The organism is Devosia sp. SD17-2, from assembly GCF_029201565.1.
GTDB lineage: Bacteria > Pseudomonadota > Alphaproteobacteria > Rhizobiales > Devosiaceae > Devosia.
Window position 1 is genome coordinate 2,835,637 of sequence record NZ_CP104002.1, and the last position, 17,907, is coordinate 2,853,543.

17 protein-coding genes are annotated in these 17,907 nt (G+C 62.9%); 7 read left to right on the plus strand and 10 right to left on the minus strand.

The window, feature by feature from the left end:
• Positions 1–10 precede the first annotated feature (10 nt).
• Positions 11–1,258 carry a DUF1501 domain-containing protein gene (locus NYQ88_RS14010; protein ID WP_275651741.1) on the plus strand — a complete coding sequence of 416 codons (1,248 nt, stop codon included), beginning with the start codon at positions 11–13 and terminating at the stop codon, positions 1,256–1,258.
• A 53-nt stretch (positions 1,259–1,311) separates the two neighbouring features.
• Here the strand turns inward: NYQ88_RS14010 and NYQ88_RS14015 are convergent, their stop codons facing one another.
• The 8 genes from NYQ88_RS14015 to NYQ88_RS14050 all read right to left on the minus strand — a co-directional run bounded on the left by NYQ88_RS14015 (position 1,312) and on the right by NYQ88_RS14050 (position 10,486).
• Positions 1,312–3,225 (minus strand): beta-L-arabinofuranosidase domain-containing protein, encoded by a 1,914-nt coding sequence (locus NYQ88_RS14015; protein WP_275651742.1) that lies wholly within the window; start codon positions 3,223–3,225, stop codon positions 1,312–1,314.
• Between the two features lie 10 nt (positions 3,226–3,235).
• Positions 3,236–4,294, minus strand: coding sequence for a sn-glycerol-3-phosphate ABC transporter ATP-binding protein UgpC (gene ugpC, locus NYQ88_RS14020; RefSeq protein WP_275651743.1), 1,059 nt, complete (start codon positions 4,292–4,294; stop codon positions 3,236–3,238).
• Complete coding sequence (locus tag NYQ88_RS14025; RefSeq protein ID WP_275651744.1) at positions 4,291–5,118, minus strand: carbohydrate ABC transporter permease; 828 nt, start codon at positions 5,116–5,118, stop codon at positions 4,291–4,293. Before NYQ88_RS14025 ends, ugpC begins: the two co-directional genes overlap by 4 nt.
• Positions 5,115–6,017 (minus strand): sugar ABC transporter permease, encoded by a 903-nt coding sequence (locus NYQ88_RS14030; protein ID WP_275651745.1) that lies wholly within the window; start codon positions 6,015–6,017, stop codon positions 5,115–5,117. Before NYQ88_RS14030 ends, NYQ88_RS14025 begins: the two co-directional genes overlap by 4 nt.
• Positions 6,018–6,085: 68 nt before the next feature.
• Positions 6,086–7,315, minus strand: coding sequence for a sugar ABC transporter substrate-binding protein (locus tag NYQ88_RS14035; protein ID WP_275651746.1), 1,230 nt, complete (start codon positions 7,313–7,315; stop codon positions 6,086–6,088).
• Between the two features lie 110 nt (positions 7,316–7,425).
• Complete coding sequence (locus tag NYQ88_RS14040) at positions 7,426–8,463, minus strand: LacI family DNA-binding transcriptional regulator (RefSeq protein WP_275651747.1); 1,038 nt, start codon at positions 8,461–8,463, stop codon at positions 7,426–7,428.
• 81 nt (positions 8,464–8,544) lie between these two features.
• Positions 8,545–9,441, minus strand: a complete 897-nt coding sequence (locus NYQ88_RS14045) for a sugar phosphate isomerase/epimerase (protein WP_275651748.1) — start codon at positions 9,439–9,441, stop codon at positions 8,545–8,547.
• A 10-nt stretch (positions 9,442–9,451) separates the two neighbouring features.
• The gene (locus NYQ88_RS14050) at positions 9,452–10,486 is read right to left on the minus strand and encodes a Gfo/Idh/MocA family oxidoreductase (RefSeq protein ID WP_275651749.1); all 1,035 of its coding nucleotides are present in this window, start codon (positions 10,484–10,486) and stop codon (positions 9,452–9,454) included.
• Positions 10,487–10,646: 160 nt separating this feature from the next.
• On the opposite strand from NYQ88_RS14050, the gene NYQ88_RS14055 reads away from it, so the two are divergent.
• The 3 genes from NYQ88_RS14055 to coaBC all read left to right on the plus strand — a co-directional run bounded on the left by NYQ88_RS14055 (position 10,647) and on the right by coaBC (position 13,758).
• A complete protein-coding gene (locus NYQ88_RS14055; protein ID WP_275651750.1) occupies positions 10,647–11,684 on the plus strand; it encodes a LacI family DNA-binding transcriptional regulator in 1,038 nt (345 codons plus the stop codon).
• 74 nt (positions 11,685–11,758) lie between these two features.
• Positions 11,759–12,547, plus strand: a complete 789-nt coding sequence (locus NYQ88_RS14060) for a nitrilase-related carbon-nitrogen hydrolase (RefSeq protein ID WP_275651751.1) — start codon at positions 11,759–11,761, stop codon at positions 12,545–12,547.
• A complete protein-coding gene (gene coaBC / locus NYQ88_RS14065) occupies positions 12,544–13,758 on the plus strand; it encodes a bifunctional phosphopantothenoylcysteine decarboxylase/phosphopantothenate--cysteine ligase CoaBC (protein WP_275651752.1) in 1,215 nt (404 codons plus the stop codon). The genes NYQ88_RS14060 and coaBC overlap by 4 nt, the downstream gene beginning before the upstream one ends.
• A gap of 14 nt (positions 13,759–13,772) precedes the next feature.
• On the opposite strand, the gene NYQ88_RS14070 is transcribed toward coaBC, so the two are convergent.
• Complete coding sequence (locus NYQ88_RS14070) at positions 13,773–14,057, minus strand: hypothetical protein (protein ID WP_275651753.1); 285 nt, start codon at positions 14,055–14,057, stop codon at positions 13,773–13,775.
• A 60-nt stretch (positions 14,058–14,117) separates the two neighbouring features.
• Positions 14,118–14,603: a DUF4126 family protein gene (locus NYQ88_RS14075; RefSeq protein WP_275651754.1), complete on the minus strand. Its 486-nt coding sequence runs from the start codon at positions 14,601–14,603 to the stop codon at positions 14,118–14,120.
• Positions 14,604–14,805: 202 nt separating this feature from the next.
• On the opposite strand from NYQ88_RS14075, the gene NYQ88_RS14080 reads away from it, so the two are divergent.
• From NYQ88_RS14080 to NYQ88_RS14090, 3 genes are read left to right on the plus strand one after another with little or no spacing between them, the layout of a single operon-like run.
• Positions 14,806–15,717 (plus strand): ABC transporter substrate-binding protein, encoded by a 912-nt coding sequence (locus NYQ88_RS14080; RefSeq protein ID WP_275651755.1) that lies wholly within the window; start codon positions 14,806–14,808, stop codon positions 15,715–15,717.
• Positions 15,718–15,750: 33 nt separating this feature from the next.
• A complete protein-coding gene (locus NYQ88_RS14085; protein WP_275651756.1) occupies positions 15,751–16,941 on the plus strand; it encodes an ABC transporter permease in 1,191 nt (396 codons plus the stop codon).
• On the plus strand, positions 16,938–17,870 hold the full coding sequence (locus NYQ88_RS14090; protein WP_275651757.1) for an ABC transporter ATP-binding protein: 933 nt from the start codon (positions 16,938–16,940) through the stop codon (positions 17,868–17,870). The genes NYQ88_RS14085 and NYQ88_RS14090 overlap by 4 nt, the downstream gene beginning before the upstream one ends.
• Positions 17,871–17,907: the final 37 nt, after the last annotated feature.

The following is a 17,907-nucleotide window of genomic DNA, read 5'->3' on the forward strand; positions in this document are numbered from 1 at the left end:
GGAAACAAGAATGGCAAAGACACCCAAGCTTACCAGCGGCGAACGCGAAAACCTGATCCGGTCCGGCTTCGGCTCCATGGTGCTCGAAGGCGCCGGCGGGGTCGCGACGTCACCGGTCTGGTCGAAAGTCGCCAAGGCCCAGGCTGACCAGAACGAACGCATCCTCGTGATCGTTGAATTGTCTGGCGGCAATGACGGGCTCAATACCGTCATCCCCTATGCCGACGACGCCTATTACAACGCACGACCGAACCTGGGCATTCGCCGGGACAAACTGCTCAAGATCGACGATCACTTTGGTTTCCAGAAGACCATGGGTGGCTTCGAGCGGCTCTACAAGGACGGCGCCATGGGGATTGTCCATGGCGTTGGATACGACCAGCCGTCGTTCTCGCACTTCTCGTCCATGGCCTTCTGGCAGACCGGCGCGCCGAACAGCGGCGAGGCCTATGGCTGGCTGGGCCGCATGGCCGACGCGATGGACCCGCTTGGGCACCGGAGCAATTTCCTCGTCAATATCGACGACAGCCAGTCGCTCGCCGTGCGCGCCATGAACCATGTGCCGCTGGTGTTCAACGACCCGGACAATTTTACCCGCCACATGTTCCACGAGCAGCAGGAGGCCATTGCGGCCATCGATGCGCGCGGCAATGGCAGCGCCAACCCGTCGCAGGATTTCCTGTTCGATATCGCGGCCAGCGCCACGAACTCCGAGCAGCTGGTGCGTGACGCGTGGAATTCATACAGCACGCCCGTTGACTACGGGCTTGCCCGGTTCGGGCTGGAGCGCGTTGCCGCTCTGATCGCTGCGGATTTTCCGACAAAGGTCTATTACGTCCCCTATCGCAACAACGCCTTTGACACCCATGTGTATCAAGGGGATCTGCACGCCCGGCTCTGGTCCTACACGTCGGATCATATCTCCGCCTTTGTGAAGGATATCGAACGGCTGGGCCGCGCTGATGACGTGGTGGTCATGGTGTTCAGCGAGTTTGGTCGCCGCGTCGCTGAGAACACCAGCCTTGGTACCGATCACGGCACGGCGGGCCCGGCCTTCATCATCGGCAAGGGCGTGAGTGGCGGCCAGTATGGCGCGCCCCCGAGCCTCACAGATCTCGACGACGGCAACCTCAAATACACCACCGATTACAGGCGGATCTACTCGACGCTGATCCAGGGCTGGATGGGACACGAACAGTCGTCGGCCATCCTGCGCAACGAGTTCAGTCCCCTTCCCATCTTCGGGCGGGGCACCTGACACGCCTCGCATGGACGCACGCGGGGTCATGTGACCCCGCGCATGGCTCCATTTCAGCCGACGGCCTCGGGAATCCAGACGACCATCGAGCCCTGGTTGCGATTGGCCCAGAGGTAGTAGGGGATGGCCGTCAGCGTCGAGGAGGTCTCCGTTGGCGGGGCGGTTCGATAGAGTTCTGAGAAGTCTGCCTCCTCGATTGCCCGGCCATCGGCATGCAGCTTCACGATGCCGCCGAAGAGGTTTTTGTCCGTCTCGGCGCGCAGCTCGGCACTGCGCGGGAGTTTGAGGCGCTGGACCCTGCCCTCGCCATTGTCGGCTTCTTCCAGACAATAGACCAGCGGCCCACGCTTGAGCGCAACGCGGCCGGCATCCATGATGACGCCGGGATGGGCATAAAGGCGCACCGGCGGCATGGGAAGCGTCAGGGTGACGACGTCGCCCGTGGTCCACAGACGGTTGATGGTGACATAGCCCGCCATGGCCGATGACACATCTACCGCCTCGCCATTGACCGCCAGCTTTGCGTCAGAGCACCAGCCGGGAATGCGCAGTTTGACGTCGAAGGTTTTGGGCGTTTCGGGATCGACATGAATGGTGATGTCGCCGGACCAGGGATAGTTGGAGACTTCCCTGAGGCTCACCCTGGTGCCTGAAATCTCCACATCCGAGGCGATGCCCCCGTAGAGGTGGAAGGCGACGCCATCGGCGGCGGTAGAGAGAAAATAGCCGCCGACCGAGGCGACGAGGCGCGAGACATTCATGGTGCAGCAGGGGCAGGTGTGCCAGTCCCAGCGGGTCGGCGTACCATCGCTTTCGAGCGGGTTGGCATAGAAATAATGCTCGCCGTCGCGGCTGAGGCCGGAGAGCGCGCCGTTGTACATGGCGAGCTCGAGGATATCGGCATATTTGCCATCAAGATCGAGATGGAGCATGCGCTGGGCCCAGAAGATCAGGGCGACGGAGGCGCAGGTTTCGGCATAGGCGGTCTGGTTGGGCAGATCGAAATCGTGGGTGAAGCCCTCGTTGTGTGCCGAGGGGCCGAGGCCAGCGGTCACATACATCTTGGTGTGCATGACGTCGTCCCAGAGGACTTCGCAGGCACGCTTGAGATCGGCGTCGCCAAGCTCGGCGGCGAGATCGGCCATGGCGGTATAGAGATACATGGCGCGCACGGCGTGGCCGACGACCTTGTCCTGCTCGCGGACGGGTTTATGGCTCTGGGAATATTCGTAATTGCCGAAGACATAGCGCTGGCTGGCGTCGCCGCCCTCGCGTTGGTCACGCTCCCAGTCGAAATAATGTGGCGGCTGGCGGCCGCGCTCATTGATGAGATAGGTGGCGAAGTCGAGGTGCTTCTTCTCGCCGGTGAGGTAATAGAGCTTCATCAGCGCGAGCTCGATTTCCTCGTGACCATCATAGCCGCGGCGCTGGCCCGGACCGGTGCCGAACTCGGCGTAGATATGGTCGAGATAGCGCTCCATGATGTCGAGGAAGCGCCGGCGGCCGGTAACCTGGAAATAGGCCACAGCGCCTTCGAGCAGGTGGCCGGTATTATACATCTCGTGATTGTCGCGCAGATTGGTCCAGCGTTTTTCGGGCTCGCGACCGAGGTACCAGCAATTGAGATAGCCGTCGGGCGCCTGGGCCTTTTCGAGATCGTCGATGGCAGCTTCTATCTTGGCTTCGATATCGGCATCGCGCCGATGGGCGAGCGCATAGCTGGCCGCCTCGATCCACTTGCCGACATCGCTGTCCCAGAACACCTGGACGGTAAAGCCATTGGGGTGACGCGGAAAGCGCAGCGGCGGCGGCGGGTTGGGGAGTTTGAGACTGTCGAGAATGCCGTATTCGCCGAGCTTTTTATGCTGACTGGGGACGGTGCGGTCGAGGACCGTGTCGAGCCGTTCATGCCAGAACTGGCCTTCCAGCTTGACCGACGGGAACGGGACGGGAGCGTAACGAGACATATTTTGGCCCTTAGAGTGCGACGCCGGTTTGCGGATCGAAGAGGTGGATATTTTCGGGCGCGATGGAGAGGCCGATGCGATCGCCTGGCTTGAGGCTCGAGCGCTCGGACTGCACCAGCTGGAAGGCGCCATCGGGTGAGGTCAGATAGGTGGCAGAACCGGTGGATTCGATGACACCGATTTCAAGATGGAAGGTGGCATCGCTGGCGGCGGGCTGGAGGTGTTCGGGGCGCATGCCGACGACCACCGCCCTGCCCGGCTCGAGGCTGCGCGCCAGGGGCAATTCACCGGCGCCGTCAGCCAGGACAACCGATCTGCCAGCCTCGGCAATGCGGCCATCGATGAAATTCATGGCTGGGGAGCCGATGAAGCCCGCGACGAAGCGATTGACCGGCTTGTCATAGAGGTCGAGGGGGCGGCCCTGCTGCTCGATGATGCCATCGCGCATGACGACGACCCAGTCGGCCATGGTCATGGCTTCGATCTGGTCGTGGGTGACATAGACCGATGTGGCGCCGAGACGATCGTGAAGCGCACGGATCTCCTTGCGCATCTGGACGCGGAGAGCCGCGTCCAGATTGGAGAGCGGCTCGTCAAAGAGGAAGGCTTTTGGATTGCGGATGATGGCCCGGCCCATGGCGACGCGCTGGCGCTGGCCGCCAGACAGCTGGCGGGGATAACGGCCGAGGAGCTGGGAGAGACCGGTGGTGGCCGCGACTTCGGCGGCCTTCGCCTTTGCCTCGGCCTTTCCTACGCCATGGAGGCGCAGGGAATAGGTGAGGTTTTCCTCAACCGTCATATGCGGATAGAGCGCATAGGACTGGAACACCATGGCGATGTCGCGGTGGCGCGGGGGCACGCCGGTCATGGTCTTTCCGGCGATCTTGAGCTCGCCCGCGGTAATGGTTTCGAGCCCGGCGATGGAGCGCAGCAGCGTGGACTTGCCACAGCCGGACGGGCCAACCAGGGCGACGAAACTGCCCTTGTCGATGGTGAGCGAGACATTCTTGAGGGCGTGGAAGACCCCATAGTGCTTGTCGATGCCGTTGAGCTCGATCTGTGCGGTCATTTGAGGGCTCCCGAGGTAAGGCCGGAGACAATGCGGCGCTGCAGAATGACGAAGGCGAGAAGGATCGGCGTCACATAGATGGCCGAATAGGCCATAATCGAACTCCAGTCGGTGGAGTTGGGACCGAGGAAGCCTGACAGGCCAACGCTTGCCGGCTGCTGGCTCGGGCTCTGGATGATCGACTTGGAGTAGATGTATTCGCCGAAGGCACTCATGAAGGTGAGGATGGCGCAGACGAGAATGCCATTTCGCGCCAGCGGCAGGACGATGGAGAAAAAGGCCCCGATGCGCGAATTGCCATCCACTAGAGCGGCTTCCTCGAGTTCGCGCGGGACACTCATGAAGGTCGCGCGCACCAGCACGACGAAGAACGGCATGGCCTTGGCGGCCGCAGCCAGCACCACTGCGGTGCGCGGATAGTTGAGGAGGCCAATCTGGTTGAAGCCGACAAAGAGCGGCGTCACCATGACCGATGCCGGCAGGACCTGCAGCATCAGCACGCAGAAGAGCCCGACATCGATCCAGACATTGCGGTAGCGCGCGAGCACATAGGCGCAACCGGTGCCGAGAATGACGGTGATGGCGGTGACGCCACCGGCGATGAGCACCGAATTGGTGAGAAAGGTCGGCATGGCGCGCCGGGCCCAGACTTCGGGGTAAATCCCGGGGTTGGGGTTGTTGGGCCAGAAGGTCGGCGGATTGGCGAACATCTCCGAGCCGGTCTTGAGGCTGGTGACGTACATCCAATAGAGCGGGAAGAGATAGACAGCTGCCAGCGCCAGGGCGACGACGAGCAGGAACCAGGGTGTGTAGGTCTTGGTCATCCGCGCACCTCGTGGCGCGTCGAGCGCACATAGACGACGGAGGCAAAGAGCACGAGCAGGAACATCATGACCGAGACAGTTGCGCCCTTGGCAAAGTCATAGAGCTGGAAGCTCAATTGCCAGGACCAGAAGCCAGCGACGTTGGAGGTGTTTGCCGGACCGCCCTCGGTGAGTGCGGGGAACAGATCGAATTGCTGGAGCGTGCCGATCAGGCCCAGCGAGAGCACTGCACCAATGGTGGGGCGCATCATCGGCAGGGTGATGGTCCAGAAGCGCTGGAAGGCATTGGCGCCATCGAGCTCGGCGGCCTCGTAGAGGTCCTTGGGGATTGCCGCGAGACCCACGGAGAGCAGCAGCATGTTGAAGGCGAGGCCGAGCCAGATGTTGGCGATAATGACGGCCCAGATGGAGAAATTCGGGTCTGACTTCCAGAAGATGTTGGACTGGATGATGCCAAGGCTCTTGAGGATGACATTGAGCACACCGAAATCGCCGGCGAGGATCCAGCTCCAGATGGCGCCGACCACAAGGCCGGGCATGACCCAGGAGACGAGGAACAGGCCGCGGATGGTGGAGGCGCCAGGGAAATTCTGGGCGAAGAACAGCGCCAGGGCGAAGCCGAGGACGAACTGTCCGGTCATCGAACCGAAGACGAAGATCAGCGTGTTGCGCGTGACCAGCCAGAATTCGGGCTGGCGCACCACGGCGACATAGTTGTCGAAGCCGACAAAGGGCCGGAACAGCACGCCAAGGGTGAACATGTCCACCTGCTGGAAGCTCATCAGCACATTGTAGATGAGCGGTGCGCCGGCCAGGGCGACAAGGAAAAGCAGAGCGGCGCCCACGAGAAGGATGTCGAACCCTACCCCGTCTCGCAGCCAATTGAGAAATCGCGACACCGGATCCTCCAGGACTTATGGAAAAAAGCCGGCCAGAGAGCGCTCCGGCCGGCCAGTGGTCGGGAGGACTATTTTCCGAAGATAGTGTCGATGGTGGCCTGGGCCTGGTTGAGCGCGTCCATGGCGGACATCTGACCGGTCAGCGCCTGCTGCTCGGCGTCATAGATGGCCTTGGAGATCTTCTGCCATTCCGGATGCGGGCCACGCGGCTGAGCGAACTGCAGCTGCTCCTGGAATACCTTGAGAGCCGCGTCCTTTTTCTCAATGCCGGTGACCGGCAGCTCGATATCGCCACGCGCCGGCAGATTGCCGAATTCGGGGAAGATGCGGTCTTCCTGATCTACGAAATATTCGAGCAGGCGGAAGGCTTCATCAGGATGCTGGGTGTTGGCCATGATGCCCCAGTTGAAGCCGCCGAGCGCGGAAGAGCGCTCATCATCTGCTTCGATGGTGGGCAGAAGGGCGACGCCCCAGTCGAACTGGGCGTCCTCGACCATGCGGTCGATTTCCCACGGACCGGAGATGGCCATGGCGGCATTGCCCGAATTGAACACGCCGGTGGAATCCCACTGCCCGAGGCTGAGCACGTCGCGGCTGGCGTAGCCGTTGTCGATCAGGCTCTTCCAGATATCGAGGACCTTTGCGGCACCCTCGGTATTGACCATGTCGGCGCCACCGCCGGACATCTGGATGACGGGCAGGAACTGGAAAGTGCCTTCTTCACCGGCGCGGGCCGAGAAGGTGATGCCATAGACATTGCTGGCGGGGTCGGTCAGCTTGGCGGCGTATTCGGCCACTTCGTCCCAGGTCTTGGGTGGCTCGGTCAACCCGGCCTTGGCGAAGAGATCCTTGTTGTAGAAGATGCCGATGGTGTCGGTGTATTTGGGCAGGCCGAACAGCTTGCCATCCCAGGTGACCGAATTGAGCGGACCGGCGAAATATTCGGCCTTGCTGATGATGTCGGAGGCAGCGACGCGATCGGTGATGTCGAGCATTGCCCCGCGCGAGGAGAAGAGCGCAAAATCGGGATTGTCGAAGGAGACGATGTCGGGCGCATTGCCGGTGGCGAAGGCGCGCAGGGTCTCGTTGACGATCTCATCGAAAGGAACGGCGCGATATTCGACAACGATATCCTCGTTGGCGTCATCGAATTCCTTGGAATAGGTATCGGCAATGCCCGGACGATCGACACCGTCGATGGACCAGACCTTGAGCGTTACCTGTGCGTAAGCGGGCGTTGCGGCGATCAATGCGCCGAAGGCGAGACCGGCCAATAGACCGAGCTTGGTAAACTGCATTATATCCTCCCTTGCGGCCTCGGCCGCGATCCGTGCCGCATCGGGTTTCCTCTTCCCGAGCGGTACTTTCCTCGCTGCCATGGGCACGCCAATGCCTGTGGCAGCACTCCCTATGCCTCGTGCGTCACCCTCCCTTGCGCTTGCGCGGCGAAGATTTCGCAGCCGCAGGATTGGCGGACGACGAGTTTGCATGGCAGCGTGCGGATGCCCGGCTCGACCGGCTTGCCCTCGGCAAGTTCCAGGATCAGGCGTCCAGCCTCGCGGCCGAGTTCCTTCAAGTTCATGTCGATGGTGGTGAGCGGCGGGCGCGTGGCCGCCGAGACGATTTCCCAATTATCAAAGCCGATGACCGATACGTCCTCCGGCACCGGGACGCCCCGCTCGCGCAGGGCATCGACGACGCCGCGGGCGATCTGGTCGTTGCCGCAGAAAATGCCGTCCGGAACGTCACTACCAGACCAGAGCCGGTCAATCGCCTCGTGTCCCCAGGCCTCGGACCATGGGCCATGCAGCACGGACGCGCCCGCCCCCGCCAGAGTGCGGAAGGCCGTTGAGCGGGCGGACACCGAGGCGAAACTCTCCGGGCCGGTGATATGAACGAGCTTGCGACGGCCACGGTCAAGCAGATGCTCGGTGGCGAGGTGCGCGCCAAGAGCGTCATCAGACACAAGGGTCACCGCGTCGTCCGGGCCTTGGGTGAAGGCATAGACGACGGGCACCGGCAGATTGGAGAGATCCACCGGCAGGCGGCGGTCGATGCGCTTGCCGGTGGCGATGATGCCGTCGACCTGTTTGTCGAGCATGGCGTCGACGTGGATTTTTCCCAGAGCCGCATCGTCTTCGATACCGCACAGAAACACCGACACGCCCTGATCGATCAGCGCTTCATTGATCCCGGCCATCACCGGGAGGGTGAAGCGGCCATAGGTATCATTGGTGAGCAGCCCGATGGTGAAGCTGCGCTGGCTGGTCAGCGCCCGCGCCATGGCGTTGGGCCGAAAGCCCAGGCTGGCCGCCGTTTCTTTGACTCGAGCGCGGGTCTCCTCGGTCATCCGGCCGGTGTCGTTGAGGGCTTTCGAGGCAGTCGCAACGCTGACGCCGGCCATGCGGGCGACGTCATAGATGCGAATGCGTTCTGCCTTGACCACGTCCCGATACCTCAAAGGAAAACCCTTTTCTCAGGTTAGGTAAAACGGTTTCTCAACTTCCGTCAATAGTCATACTAATTCTTATGCGCTGACGAAATCGGCGCCGCGCGCTGCCTTGAGATGATTGAGCCCATGCACCTGCCCGGTCATCTCCAGCGCATCGCGATAGACCGGGTCATGCCAGCCCTCGATGTCGATGGAACCCGACCAGCCGGCGAGGCGCAGTTCGGAAATAATGTCGGCCCAATTGCTGTCGCCGAAGCCCGGCGTGCGCATGAAGACGAAGGGATGCTTGCCGAAAATGCCGTGTTCCCGGATCACGTCCCAGCGGATAGTGGCGTCCTTGCCGTGCACGTGGAAAATCTTGTGCGCCCATTTGCGGATCTGCGGCAGCGGGTCGATGAGATAGACCATCTGGTGGCAGGGCTCCCACTCGAGCCCGATATTGTCCTGCGGCGTTTCGTTGAACATCAGTTCCCAGGCGTCGGGATTATGCGCGATGTTCCAGTCGCCAGTCTGCCAATTGCCCTCCATCGAGCAGTTTTCGAAGGCAATGCGGATGCCCTTGTCGGCGGCGCGCTGGGCCAGTTCGGTCCAGACCTTCTTGTATTGCGGCAGGCTATCGGTCAGCACTTTGTTACGGATGCGACCGGTAAAGCCAGCGACGCAGGTGGCGCCGAAATGGTGGGCGTTGTCGATGCAGTCCTTCCAGCCCTGCAGGGTCTGGCGGTCCATCTCCTGATCTTCGAGCACATTGCCGAACATGCCGAGGGTGGAGATGGTGATATCGCGATCGCCGATGGCATCACGGCAGCGCTTGCCAAGCTCGGCCAGATCCTGGCCGTTGGTGGTTTGCCAGAAGAACGGCTCAAAACTCTCGAAGCCCAGATCGGCGATTTCGCCGATGCGCTCGGCGGCCTTGCCGGCGGATGCGGAAACCATGGTGCCGATGCGAATGGATTTTGCGGGGTCGCTCAAAGTGCTGTTCCTAGAGTTCGATGGCCACGCGCTGTCCCTTGCGCGCGCTTTCAATCGCGGCAAAGACCATGGCGAGGCTCTTGATGTTGTCGGATGAAACGGTTTCCGGCTGGCGGCCGGTTTCTATGGCGGCGAGGAAGTCGGCGATGACACTGGCGTGGCCATGTGTCTGGCCCTCATCGGCTGGTGGCGGGATGTCGATGGCTGCGAGATCGCGGAAGAAGCCGGTGTCGCCTGAGGCGATCTTCGCCTCAAAGGCGTCGGCACCATCCCAGAGCACGGTGCCCTTGCTGCCAACAATGCGCCAGGCACTTTCCCAGGAGGTATTGGCCCCCTCGGCAGCCCAGGAGCCGCGATAGTTGAAGACCACATTGTCCTCGAGCTCGAAGATCGCATTGGCGGCGGCGCCGTGGCGATACCAGGAGCCCGGTGGATTGGTCTCGAGGCAATAGACGGCCTTTGGGGTTTTGCCGGACATGAAACGGGCGGCGTCCAGCGTGTGGATCGCCATGTCGAGCAGCAGCACGTTTTCCATTTCATCGCGAAAACCGCCGAAATGGGCACCGATGAAGAAATCGCAATTGAGGCTGGCCAGCTCGCCGATGGCGCCGCTTTCGATGAGACGGCGGATGCGCCGGACACCGGGGATGAAGCGACGGTTCTGCACCACCGCGTGAATGCGAGAGGCGGCCTTCGCCTCGGCGAGCAGATGTTGCGCCTCGGTGAGGCTCGCGGCCATCGGCTTTTCGCTGAGCACGTGGCAGCCGTGGCGCAGTCCGGTCTCGACAACGCCGGCACGCGCCGGGGGAACGACGACGTCGAAAAGAAGATCGGGCCTGGTTTCGGCCAGTACCGCGCCGAGATCGGAACCGATGGTGGCCGCGGAGAGGCCGAACTCGGCGGCGCGCGCCGATGCGACTGCAGGATCGAGGTCGACGAGGCCGACAATCTCCACCCTGCCCCTGAGCAGATCATGCTCATGAATGGCCGTCAGCCAACCTTTGGACATGGCGCCGCAACCGGCCAAAACCGCTCTGAATACCAAGGCAACCTCCCAACGGACCGCTCGCATCGCTGCCGTATTCGGCATTTTCGAAACTGGCCCGTAAACGTTTACGACGCTATTATTTGAACCGCAGACGTGTCAATGGGGAATCGTAAACGTTTCTGGAGCCAGCCAGAGCGCGGGGAGGAAGCCAGCAAGCATGACCGGTATCAGACGCCTGGCGGAGCAGCTCAACATTTCTATCGGCACCGTCTCCCGCGCGCTCAATGGCAAGCCGGATGTGAACGAGGCGACGCGCCAGCGCGTGCTCGAGGCGGCGACGGCCATGGGTTATGTGCCCAATCAGGCGGGTCGCGCCTTGCGAAAAGGGTCGACCGGAGTGGTCGGCTTCATGATGCAGACCGGGTCCGACATTACCGGCGAAGGCGATGTGTTTTTCATGAGCGTCTTCGACGGGGTGCAGACCGTCTTTGCGCGCCATCAGCTCGATCTCGTCGCCCTGCTCTGCTCGTCCGAGGAAGATCCGGACGCTTATATGCAGCGCATCGTGGCGCGCGGTTTTGCCGACGCGCTGATCATTTCGGCCACCAAGCGCAGCGACCACCGCATTGATTTTCTTGCCGGCCGCAAGATCCCGTTCATCGCGCTGGGGCGCTCGGAAACGGACGCGGGCCACCCCTGGCTCGATCTCGATTTTGAAGGCATGGCCGAGGTTGGAGTGTCGCGGCTGGTGGCCAAGGGGCATCGGCGGATCGGCGTGTTCGCGCCGCGCGACGACACCAATCTGGGCTTCGTGTTTCTCGACGCCTACCGCGACGCTCTTGCCCGGCATGGCATCGAATACGACGATGCGCTCGTGTTCCGCACATCGCCAAATGAGCGCGAAGGGCACCAGATCGCCACGACAATAGCGGACATGCCGCCGAACCGACGGCCGACGGCATTCATCCTGACCAACGAGAAGATGTCGCTCGGCCTCTACAACGGGTTCTATGAGGCCGGGCTGGTGCCCGGAAAGGACATCGCCATTATTGGGCGGGACAGTCCGCAGGCCCATTTCCTCGTGCCGCGCCTCACCTGCTTCCGGCTGTCGCTGCGCGATCTCGGCATTTCACTGGCCGAGGCGCTGCTGGCCAATATGGCTGACTATCGCGAGCACTATCCGCTCGGGGTGGTGCGAAAAGTCGTGCCGCTGGAGCTGGTTGAAGGCGACAGCGACATGTCGCTTCCCACATAGGTGAGGGTCAGGGCTGTTGATTTTCCGGCCGTGACTGGCCATGTCCATGGCGGAACCCAATCCGGAGAGCGCGCGTGAAGGTCGTTCTGACACAGCCCAAGGCCAGACTGGCCGATGGAACCGATATCGGTCGGGCGGCCAAAACGCTCAAACGACACGGTTTCAAGGGGGAGGCCGGGGACGTCATCCTGCTGCCCGAAGTCATTGGCGAGGGATATTCGTCGAGTGAATATGCCTTGGCCGTGGCCGAGATGGCGCGGGCGTTCGGTTGCCACGTAGTGGGCGGGAGCCATTTCGACAGCTCCCAAACCCTGCCGGCCAACCAGGGCATTGTGGTCGATCCCACAGGCGACATCATTGCACACTACCAGAAGGCCAATCCCTATGGCCGCGAACGCCAGTTTGCCCGGGCCGGGGAGCGGGCAGGCGCAAGTTTTCGCATCGGCACGGTGGAGTGCTTCGTTTCTGTCTGCGCTGATTTCTTCCATGCGGAAACCTATCGGTCGCTGGAGGTTGCGCCGGATCTGATCCTCGTCCCGGCCCTTTCCGTGAGCCGCAAGAGCAGCCCGGACATGGCGCGGGCGCGCTGGCGCCATGCGATGATTGCGCGAGCCTTCGAACAGGCCGCCTTCGTCGGGGTGAGCGACTGGGCCTATCCGGTCCGAACCGGCGGCGACCTGCCAAGCTCGGGCATTGCCGGGCTGGCCCATCCGGATCCCGAGAGCAGCAGGCAGTTGCTCCAGACCCTTGGGCGCAGCCAGGTCCGCGTGTTTGATATCGATCTCAATGCGGCGCGGGCCTTGCGCGCTGACCAGAGGGAACGCGGATTTGAAATCGCCCGCGCCCGGCAGGAGCAGATATGAGCCTTCGCGACAAACAGATCCTGCTGATCGTCTCGGGCGGCATTGCGGCCTACAAGAGCCCGGACCTGGTGCGACGCCTGCGCGAGCAGGGTGCGCGGGTTCGGTGCGTCATCACCGAGGCGGCGAACAATTTCATCACGCCAACCACACTGGCTGCCGTCAGCGGCGTGCCGGTGGCGACCGACTTGTTCGAGCCGATTGCGGGGGCCGATGTGGGGCATATCCGGATCGCACGGGAGGCGGACCTCATCATCGTGGCGCCGGCGACGGGAGACCTGATCGGGCGCATGGCACTCGGGTTGGCCAGCGATCTCGCAACCGCGATCCTTCTGGCGCGCAGCAGCCCAGTGCTGATCGCCCCGGCGATGAACCCCAAGATGTGGGCTAATCCCGCGACCCAGCGCAATCTGGCGACATTGCGGGCCGATGGCATTGCTTTTGTCGGTCCGGAAACCGGGGAAATGGCGGAAAGCGGTGAAGCAGGGCTTGGAAGAATGTCCGAGCCGCTGGCTATTGTGGCGGCGGCTCAGGACCTGCTGGCACCGACAAGAAAGCGGCTTGAGGGGCTGTCGTTTCTCGTGACGTCGGGGCCGACCGAAGAGCCGATTGACCCCGTGCGGTTCATCTCCAACCGGTCATCCGGGAAGCAGGGCCACGCGATTGCGGCGGCGCTGGCTGCCGAGGGCGCTGCGGTGACCCTTATCTCGGGCCCCACCGCCCTCCCCGACCCCGCCGGCGTAGAGATCACGCGCGTCAAAACGGCGGTGGAGATGCTGGAGGTCGCGACCTCTGCCCTGCCCGTTGATGGGGCGATCTTCGTTGCCGCCGTCGCCGACTGGCGGGCGGCCAGCGTGGCGTCGAGCAAGATCAAGAAGCGCGGCGGGGACGACGAGGAGCTCTCCATCAGCCTCGTGCGCAATCCAGACATCCTAAGAACCATCGGGCACCACGCTGAGCGGCCAAAGTTGGTTGTTGGTTTTGCGGCGGAGACTGATGATCTCTTGCGCAATGCCGGGGACAAGCTGAGGTCAAAAGGCGCCGACTGGATCCTTGCCAATGACGTCTCGCCCGGCAGTGGCGTGTTCGGCGGCGAACGCAATCACATCATGCTGGTTGCGAAGGACGGCGTCAGCGATCTTGGTGAGGGGAGCAAGCAGGAGCTGGCGGACCGCATCGTCGCGCGCATTGCCAAGTACTTCGGGCGCGACTGAACTGGTCAACCCGCTCAGGGCAAGACCACGGCCGGGAACATGGTCTCGGGGCGCGGCAGGGCATTCCATTTGTTCTGAAGCTGAAGGTCTAGGATCGACCTGTTGAGCGCCTCGATATCGGTCTGGAATTTCTGACGCTCGGCATCCTGCGCCAGCTGTTGCTGGATGCAGAGGAGACGCTCCCCATGGGCGCGGATTTCCTCAGCGGTACTGCCGGCCGGCGGTGGTGGGCACGCTGCCAGGGCCGGCTGGAGCGCCACCACGATCAATCCCAGAGCGAGCGTCAGTTTGCGTATCATGTTATTTATGTGGGCCTGCAACACGCTGCATGCAAATCACAAGTGGGTTTGGCACGGTGATCATCGCCGCGGCGGCGCGAGAAGTGCCGCGGTACCCATCAGCCTGGGCGTCGCTACCGCCAACGCACCGGTCATGACGATTGCGTCCTCGACGAGGCCGGTGGCGGTCTGCCCATAACGCTCCATGGCGGCGCAGCGCATGCGCCAGCCGATGTAGGACGAGGCGAGCGCTGTCCCCACCGCGATGGCGGCACCCAATGGTCGCTGCCCCTTGGGCGCCAGTGCGGCTCCGGCATAAGCGGCGGTGACGCTGCGCACCGCCAGCCCGATCGGCACGATCCTGTCAGGCGCCGATTTCATCTTGTCGCCGGCCATCTCGGCCACGGCAAAGGCGGTGGCGCCGGCGGTAACCACATGGTTACGGAAGAGGCGCTGAAAGGGAAGCTCGGGCCAGAGTTCGCGCCGGTAAGTGGCGAGCGCTATGGCTGCGAGCGGTGTGATCCCGCGCTGGCCGGCCGCAAGGCCGATGAGGAATGAGCGCAGCATGAGGTGTCTCCAGAGATTGTTTCGCCGGGGGATACGCTCGAAACGGCGGGCCGGAAGAAACGATCCGCCGACAAACATGGAGGCGTCCCCGGGCAGCGGGCGGAACCAGCCATGCTGCGAGGCGTTACGGCCGAGGGCCTGACAGACGGGGGAAGCGTCGGACGTCGGCCAATCATCATCAGAAAAAGGGATGGTCCAGGCCATGGTTGACGCCAAATCCGCAGTCCATGCGCTCGCAGCGCTGGTTCTCATGACAGGCACGGCCTCGGCCCAGGTGGTCGTGTCGTCCAAGATCGACACCGAGGGCGGGGTTCTCGGCAACATCATAAAGCAGGTGCTGGAGGCCAATGAGATCCCGGTGGAAGACCGGATCCAGCTTGGCGCGACACCGATCATGCGCGAAGCCATTATTGCCGGCGAGATCGACATCTATCCCGAGTATACCGGCAATGGCGCCTTCTTCTTTGACCGGGCGGATGAGCCGATCTGGAACGATGCCGCCGAGGCTTACAATACGGTGGCCGGGCTCGACTATGACGCCAACAAGATCGTCTGGCTGACGCCTTCGCCGGCCAATAACACCTGGGCGGTGGCCCTGCGCAGTGAGGTCGCTGAAGACAATGGCCTCACCACTTTCTCGGAATTCGGGGCGTGGGTGGCCGGTGGCGGCACGGTCAAACTGGCGGCCTCGTCCGAATTCGTCAATTCGCCTCCTGCCCTGCCGAAATTCCAGGAGATCTATGGCTTTACACTGACGCCGGACCAATTGGTGGTGCTGTCGGGTGGCGACACCGCCGCGACCATCGCGGCTGCGGCGCAGCAGACCAATGGGGTCAATGCAGCAATGGTCTATGGCACTGACGGCGGGATCAGCGCGTCCGGGCTCGTCGTGCTCGAGGACGACAAGGGCGTGCAGCCGGTCTATCAGCCAACCCCGATCATCCGAGAGGAAGTGCTTCAGGAATATCCGCTGATCGAAGAGCTGCTGAAGCCGGTGTTCGAAGGCCTGAGCCTTGAAGTGCTTCAGGACCTCAATGGCCGCGTGCAGCTCGGCGGGGAGCCGGCAGCGGCGGTGGCGACGGACTACCTGACCCAGAATGGCTTTCTTGACTAGCGCTGTTGGCGGGCGCACCGCGTCGGGGCAGCGATGAACTCCGCAAGTGCCGCCGTTCAGGACAGCCGGGGTTGGCTGCGTCTTGATCCGCTGGGCGTGCTGATCGCGGTAATAGCGGGGGCAGGATCTTTCCTGCCCTTTGCCGTGTTCAAGGCCAATCGGATCGTGCCGGGCGATGGGGTGTTCCTGTGGGACGCCCTGCCCCCGCCCGCCGTGGTGGCTTTTGTGATAGCGGTTGGTGCGGCGCTCGCGGCGGCGCTGACCAGGGCACCGGCAGTGGCCAAGCTTTGGACCAGCGCGGTGGCGCTGGTCACCGTGATGATCTCGGTCGGGCTTGCCGCGAACGCGCTTGCTCAGCCGGATCAAAGCTATGCCAGGGTATCCATCGGGGGCGGCTTCTGGCTTGTTGGCTTCGCCCTTGCGCTCATGCTGACCGACGCGTTGGCGCGGCGGAAACTGCTGCCGACACAGCGTCTCGGTCTTCTGGCGGTTTCGCTCACCCTCGTCGCGGCCTTGCTGTGGAGCGGGGCCTGGAACGAGCTCTCGATCCTCAAGGAATATCAGAGCCGGGCGCCGGCGTTCTGGCAGGAAGCGCGAACGCATGTGTTGCTCGCCCTCTCGTCTGTTGCTGTGGCGGTGGCGATTGGCGTGCCGCTGGGTATTGTCGGCTACAAAATCGAACGAATACGGCGCGGCACGCTGGGATTGCTCAATGTCATCCAGACCATTCCCTCGATTGCCCTGTTCGGCATGTTGATCGTGCCGCTCGCCTGGGTGGCGGCCACTGTGCCGGGCGCAAGAGCGGCCGGGATATCTGGCATTGGCACGGCGCCAGCCATGGTGGCGCTGGTCGCCTATGCGCTGCTGCCTGTTGTCGCCAATACGCTGGTTGGGCTGACGGGCCTGCCCGCTGCGACAGTCGAAGCCGCGCGCGGGATGGGGATGAGCAGCCCGCAAAGGCTGATGCAGGTGGAACTGCCGCTGGCCCTGCCAGTGATCCTCACCGGCATCCGCATCGTACTGGTCCAGAACATCGGGCTGGCCACGATCGCCGCGCTGATCGGCGGCGGCGGCTTCGGCGTGTTTGTCTTCCAGGGCATCGGCCAGACGGCGGCTGATCTGGTGCTGCTGGGGGCAGTGCCAACGGTGGTGCTGGCCTTTGTCGCCGCTGTCATTCTCGACAGCCTCATTGAAATCTCTGCCGGAAGGATGGCCCGGGCGTGATCGAGATCGAAAATGTGGTCAAAGCCTATTCGGGCACGCGCGCGGTCGATGGCGTAAGCCTTGTGGTGGAGCCGCACAGTATCTGCGCGCTGGTGGGCACTTCCGGGTCGGGAAAGACGACGCTGCTGCGCATGGTCAATCGGCTGGTGGAGCCGAGCGCCGGCGATATCCGGGTCGACGGGCGCAGTATCAGAAGCGTGCCCGCCTACGAATTGCGGCGGCACATGGGATATGTGATCCAGGGAAACGGGCTGTTTCCGCATTGGACCATTGCGCAGAATGTCGGCACCGTGCCGCGACTTCTGGGATGGAGCAAAGGCAAAATCGCGAGTCGTGTCGACGAGTTGCTGGCGCTTTTTCAACTCGATCCCGAACTGTTCCGGGACCGGATGCCGCATCAATTGTCCGGCGGGCAGCGACAGCGCGTCGGTGTAGCGCGTGCTCTCGCCGCCGAGCCCGACATTCTGCTCATGGACGAACCCTTCGGAGCGCTGGACCCGGTGACGCGCAGCAAGGCACAGGAGGATCTGGCGCTCATACAGTCCAAATTCGGCACGACGATCATGCTCGTCACCCATGACATGGAAGAGGCCATCCAGCTGGGCGACCGCATTGCGGTGATGGACAAGGGCAAGCTTCTGCAATGCGAGCCGCCGGCCGAGATCATCGCCAATCCCGCGACTGATTATGTGCGCGAGCTGGTCGGCACCACCGACCGGGCGTTCCGCCTGCTGTCGCTGTCCCGGCTTGCCGATCATGTCGAACCCGGCACTGCTGAAGGCGACGCTTTCAATGCGGGTATGACGCTGCGCAATGCCTACTCGGAACTGCTGTGGGCGCGCCGCAGCGCGGCACCGGTGGAGCAGAACGGCAAGATCATCGGCGTGATCACGCTCGAAAGGCTTGGCGCACTGGCGGCCCGGCCGTGAGTAGAGCCGGTCTCCTCATTCGCCTTGCTGCACTGGT

Excerpts from the sequence above, each read along its gene's own strand:
- NYQ88_RS14025 (WP_275651744.1), bottom strand. The coding sequence starts at position 5,118 with ATGACCAAGACCTACACACCCTGGTTCCTGCTCGTCGTCGCCCTGGCG.
- ugpC (WP_275651743.1), bottom strand. The coding sequence starts at position 4,294 with ATGACCGCACAGATCGAGCTCAACGGCATCGACAAGCACTATGGGGTC.
- NYQ88_RS14055 (WP_275651750.1), top strand. The coding sequence starts at position 10,647 with ATGACCGGTATCAGACGCCTGGCGGAGCAGCTCAACATTTCTATCGGC.
- NYQ88_RS14010 (WP_275651741.1), top strand. The coding sequence starts at position 11 with ATGGCAAAGACACCCAAGCTTACCAGCGGCGAACGCGAAAACCTGATC.
- NYQ88_RS14085 (WP_275651756.1), top strand. The coding sequence starts at position 15,751 with ATGAACTCCGCAAGTGCCGCCGTTCAGGACAGCCGGGGTTGGCTGCGT.
- NYQ88_RS14015 (WP_275651742.1), bottom strand. The coding sequence starts at position 3,225 with ATGTCTCGTTACGCTCCCGTCCCGTTCCCGTCGGTCAAGCTGGAAGGC.
- NYQ88_RS14075 (WP_275651754.1), bottom strand. The coding sequence starts at position 14,603 with ATGCTGCGCTCATTCCTCATCGGCCTTGCGGCCGGCCAGCGCGGGATC.
- coaBC (WP_275651752.1), top strand. The coding sequence starts at position 12,544 with ATGAGCCTTCGCGACAAACAGATCCTGCTGATCGTCTCGGGCGGCATT.
- NYQ88_RS14080 (WP_275651755.1), top strand. The coding sequence starts at position 14,806 with ATGGTTGACGCCAAATCCGCAGTCCATGCGCTCGCAGCGCTGGTTCTC.
- NYQ88_RS14035 (WP_275651746.1), bottom strand. The coding sequence starts at position 7,315 with ATGCAGTTTACCAAGCTCGGTCTATTGGCCGGTCTCGCCTTCGGCGCA.
- NYQ88_RS14070 (WP_275651753.1), bottom strand. The coding sequence starts at position 14,057 with ATGATACGCAAACTGACGCTCGCTCTGGGATTGATCGTGGTGGCGCTC.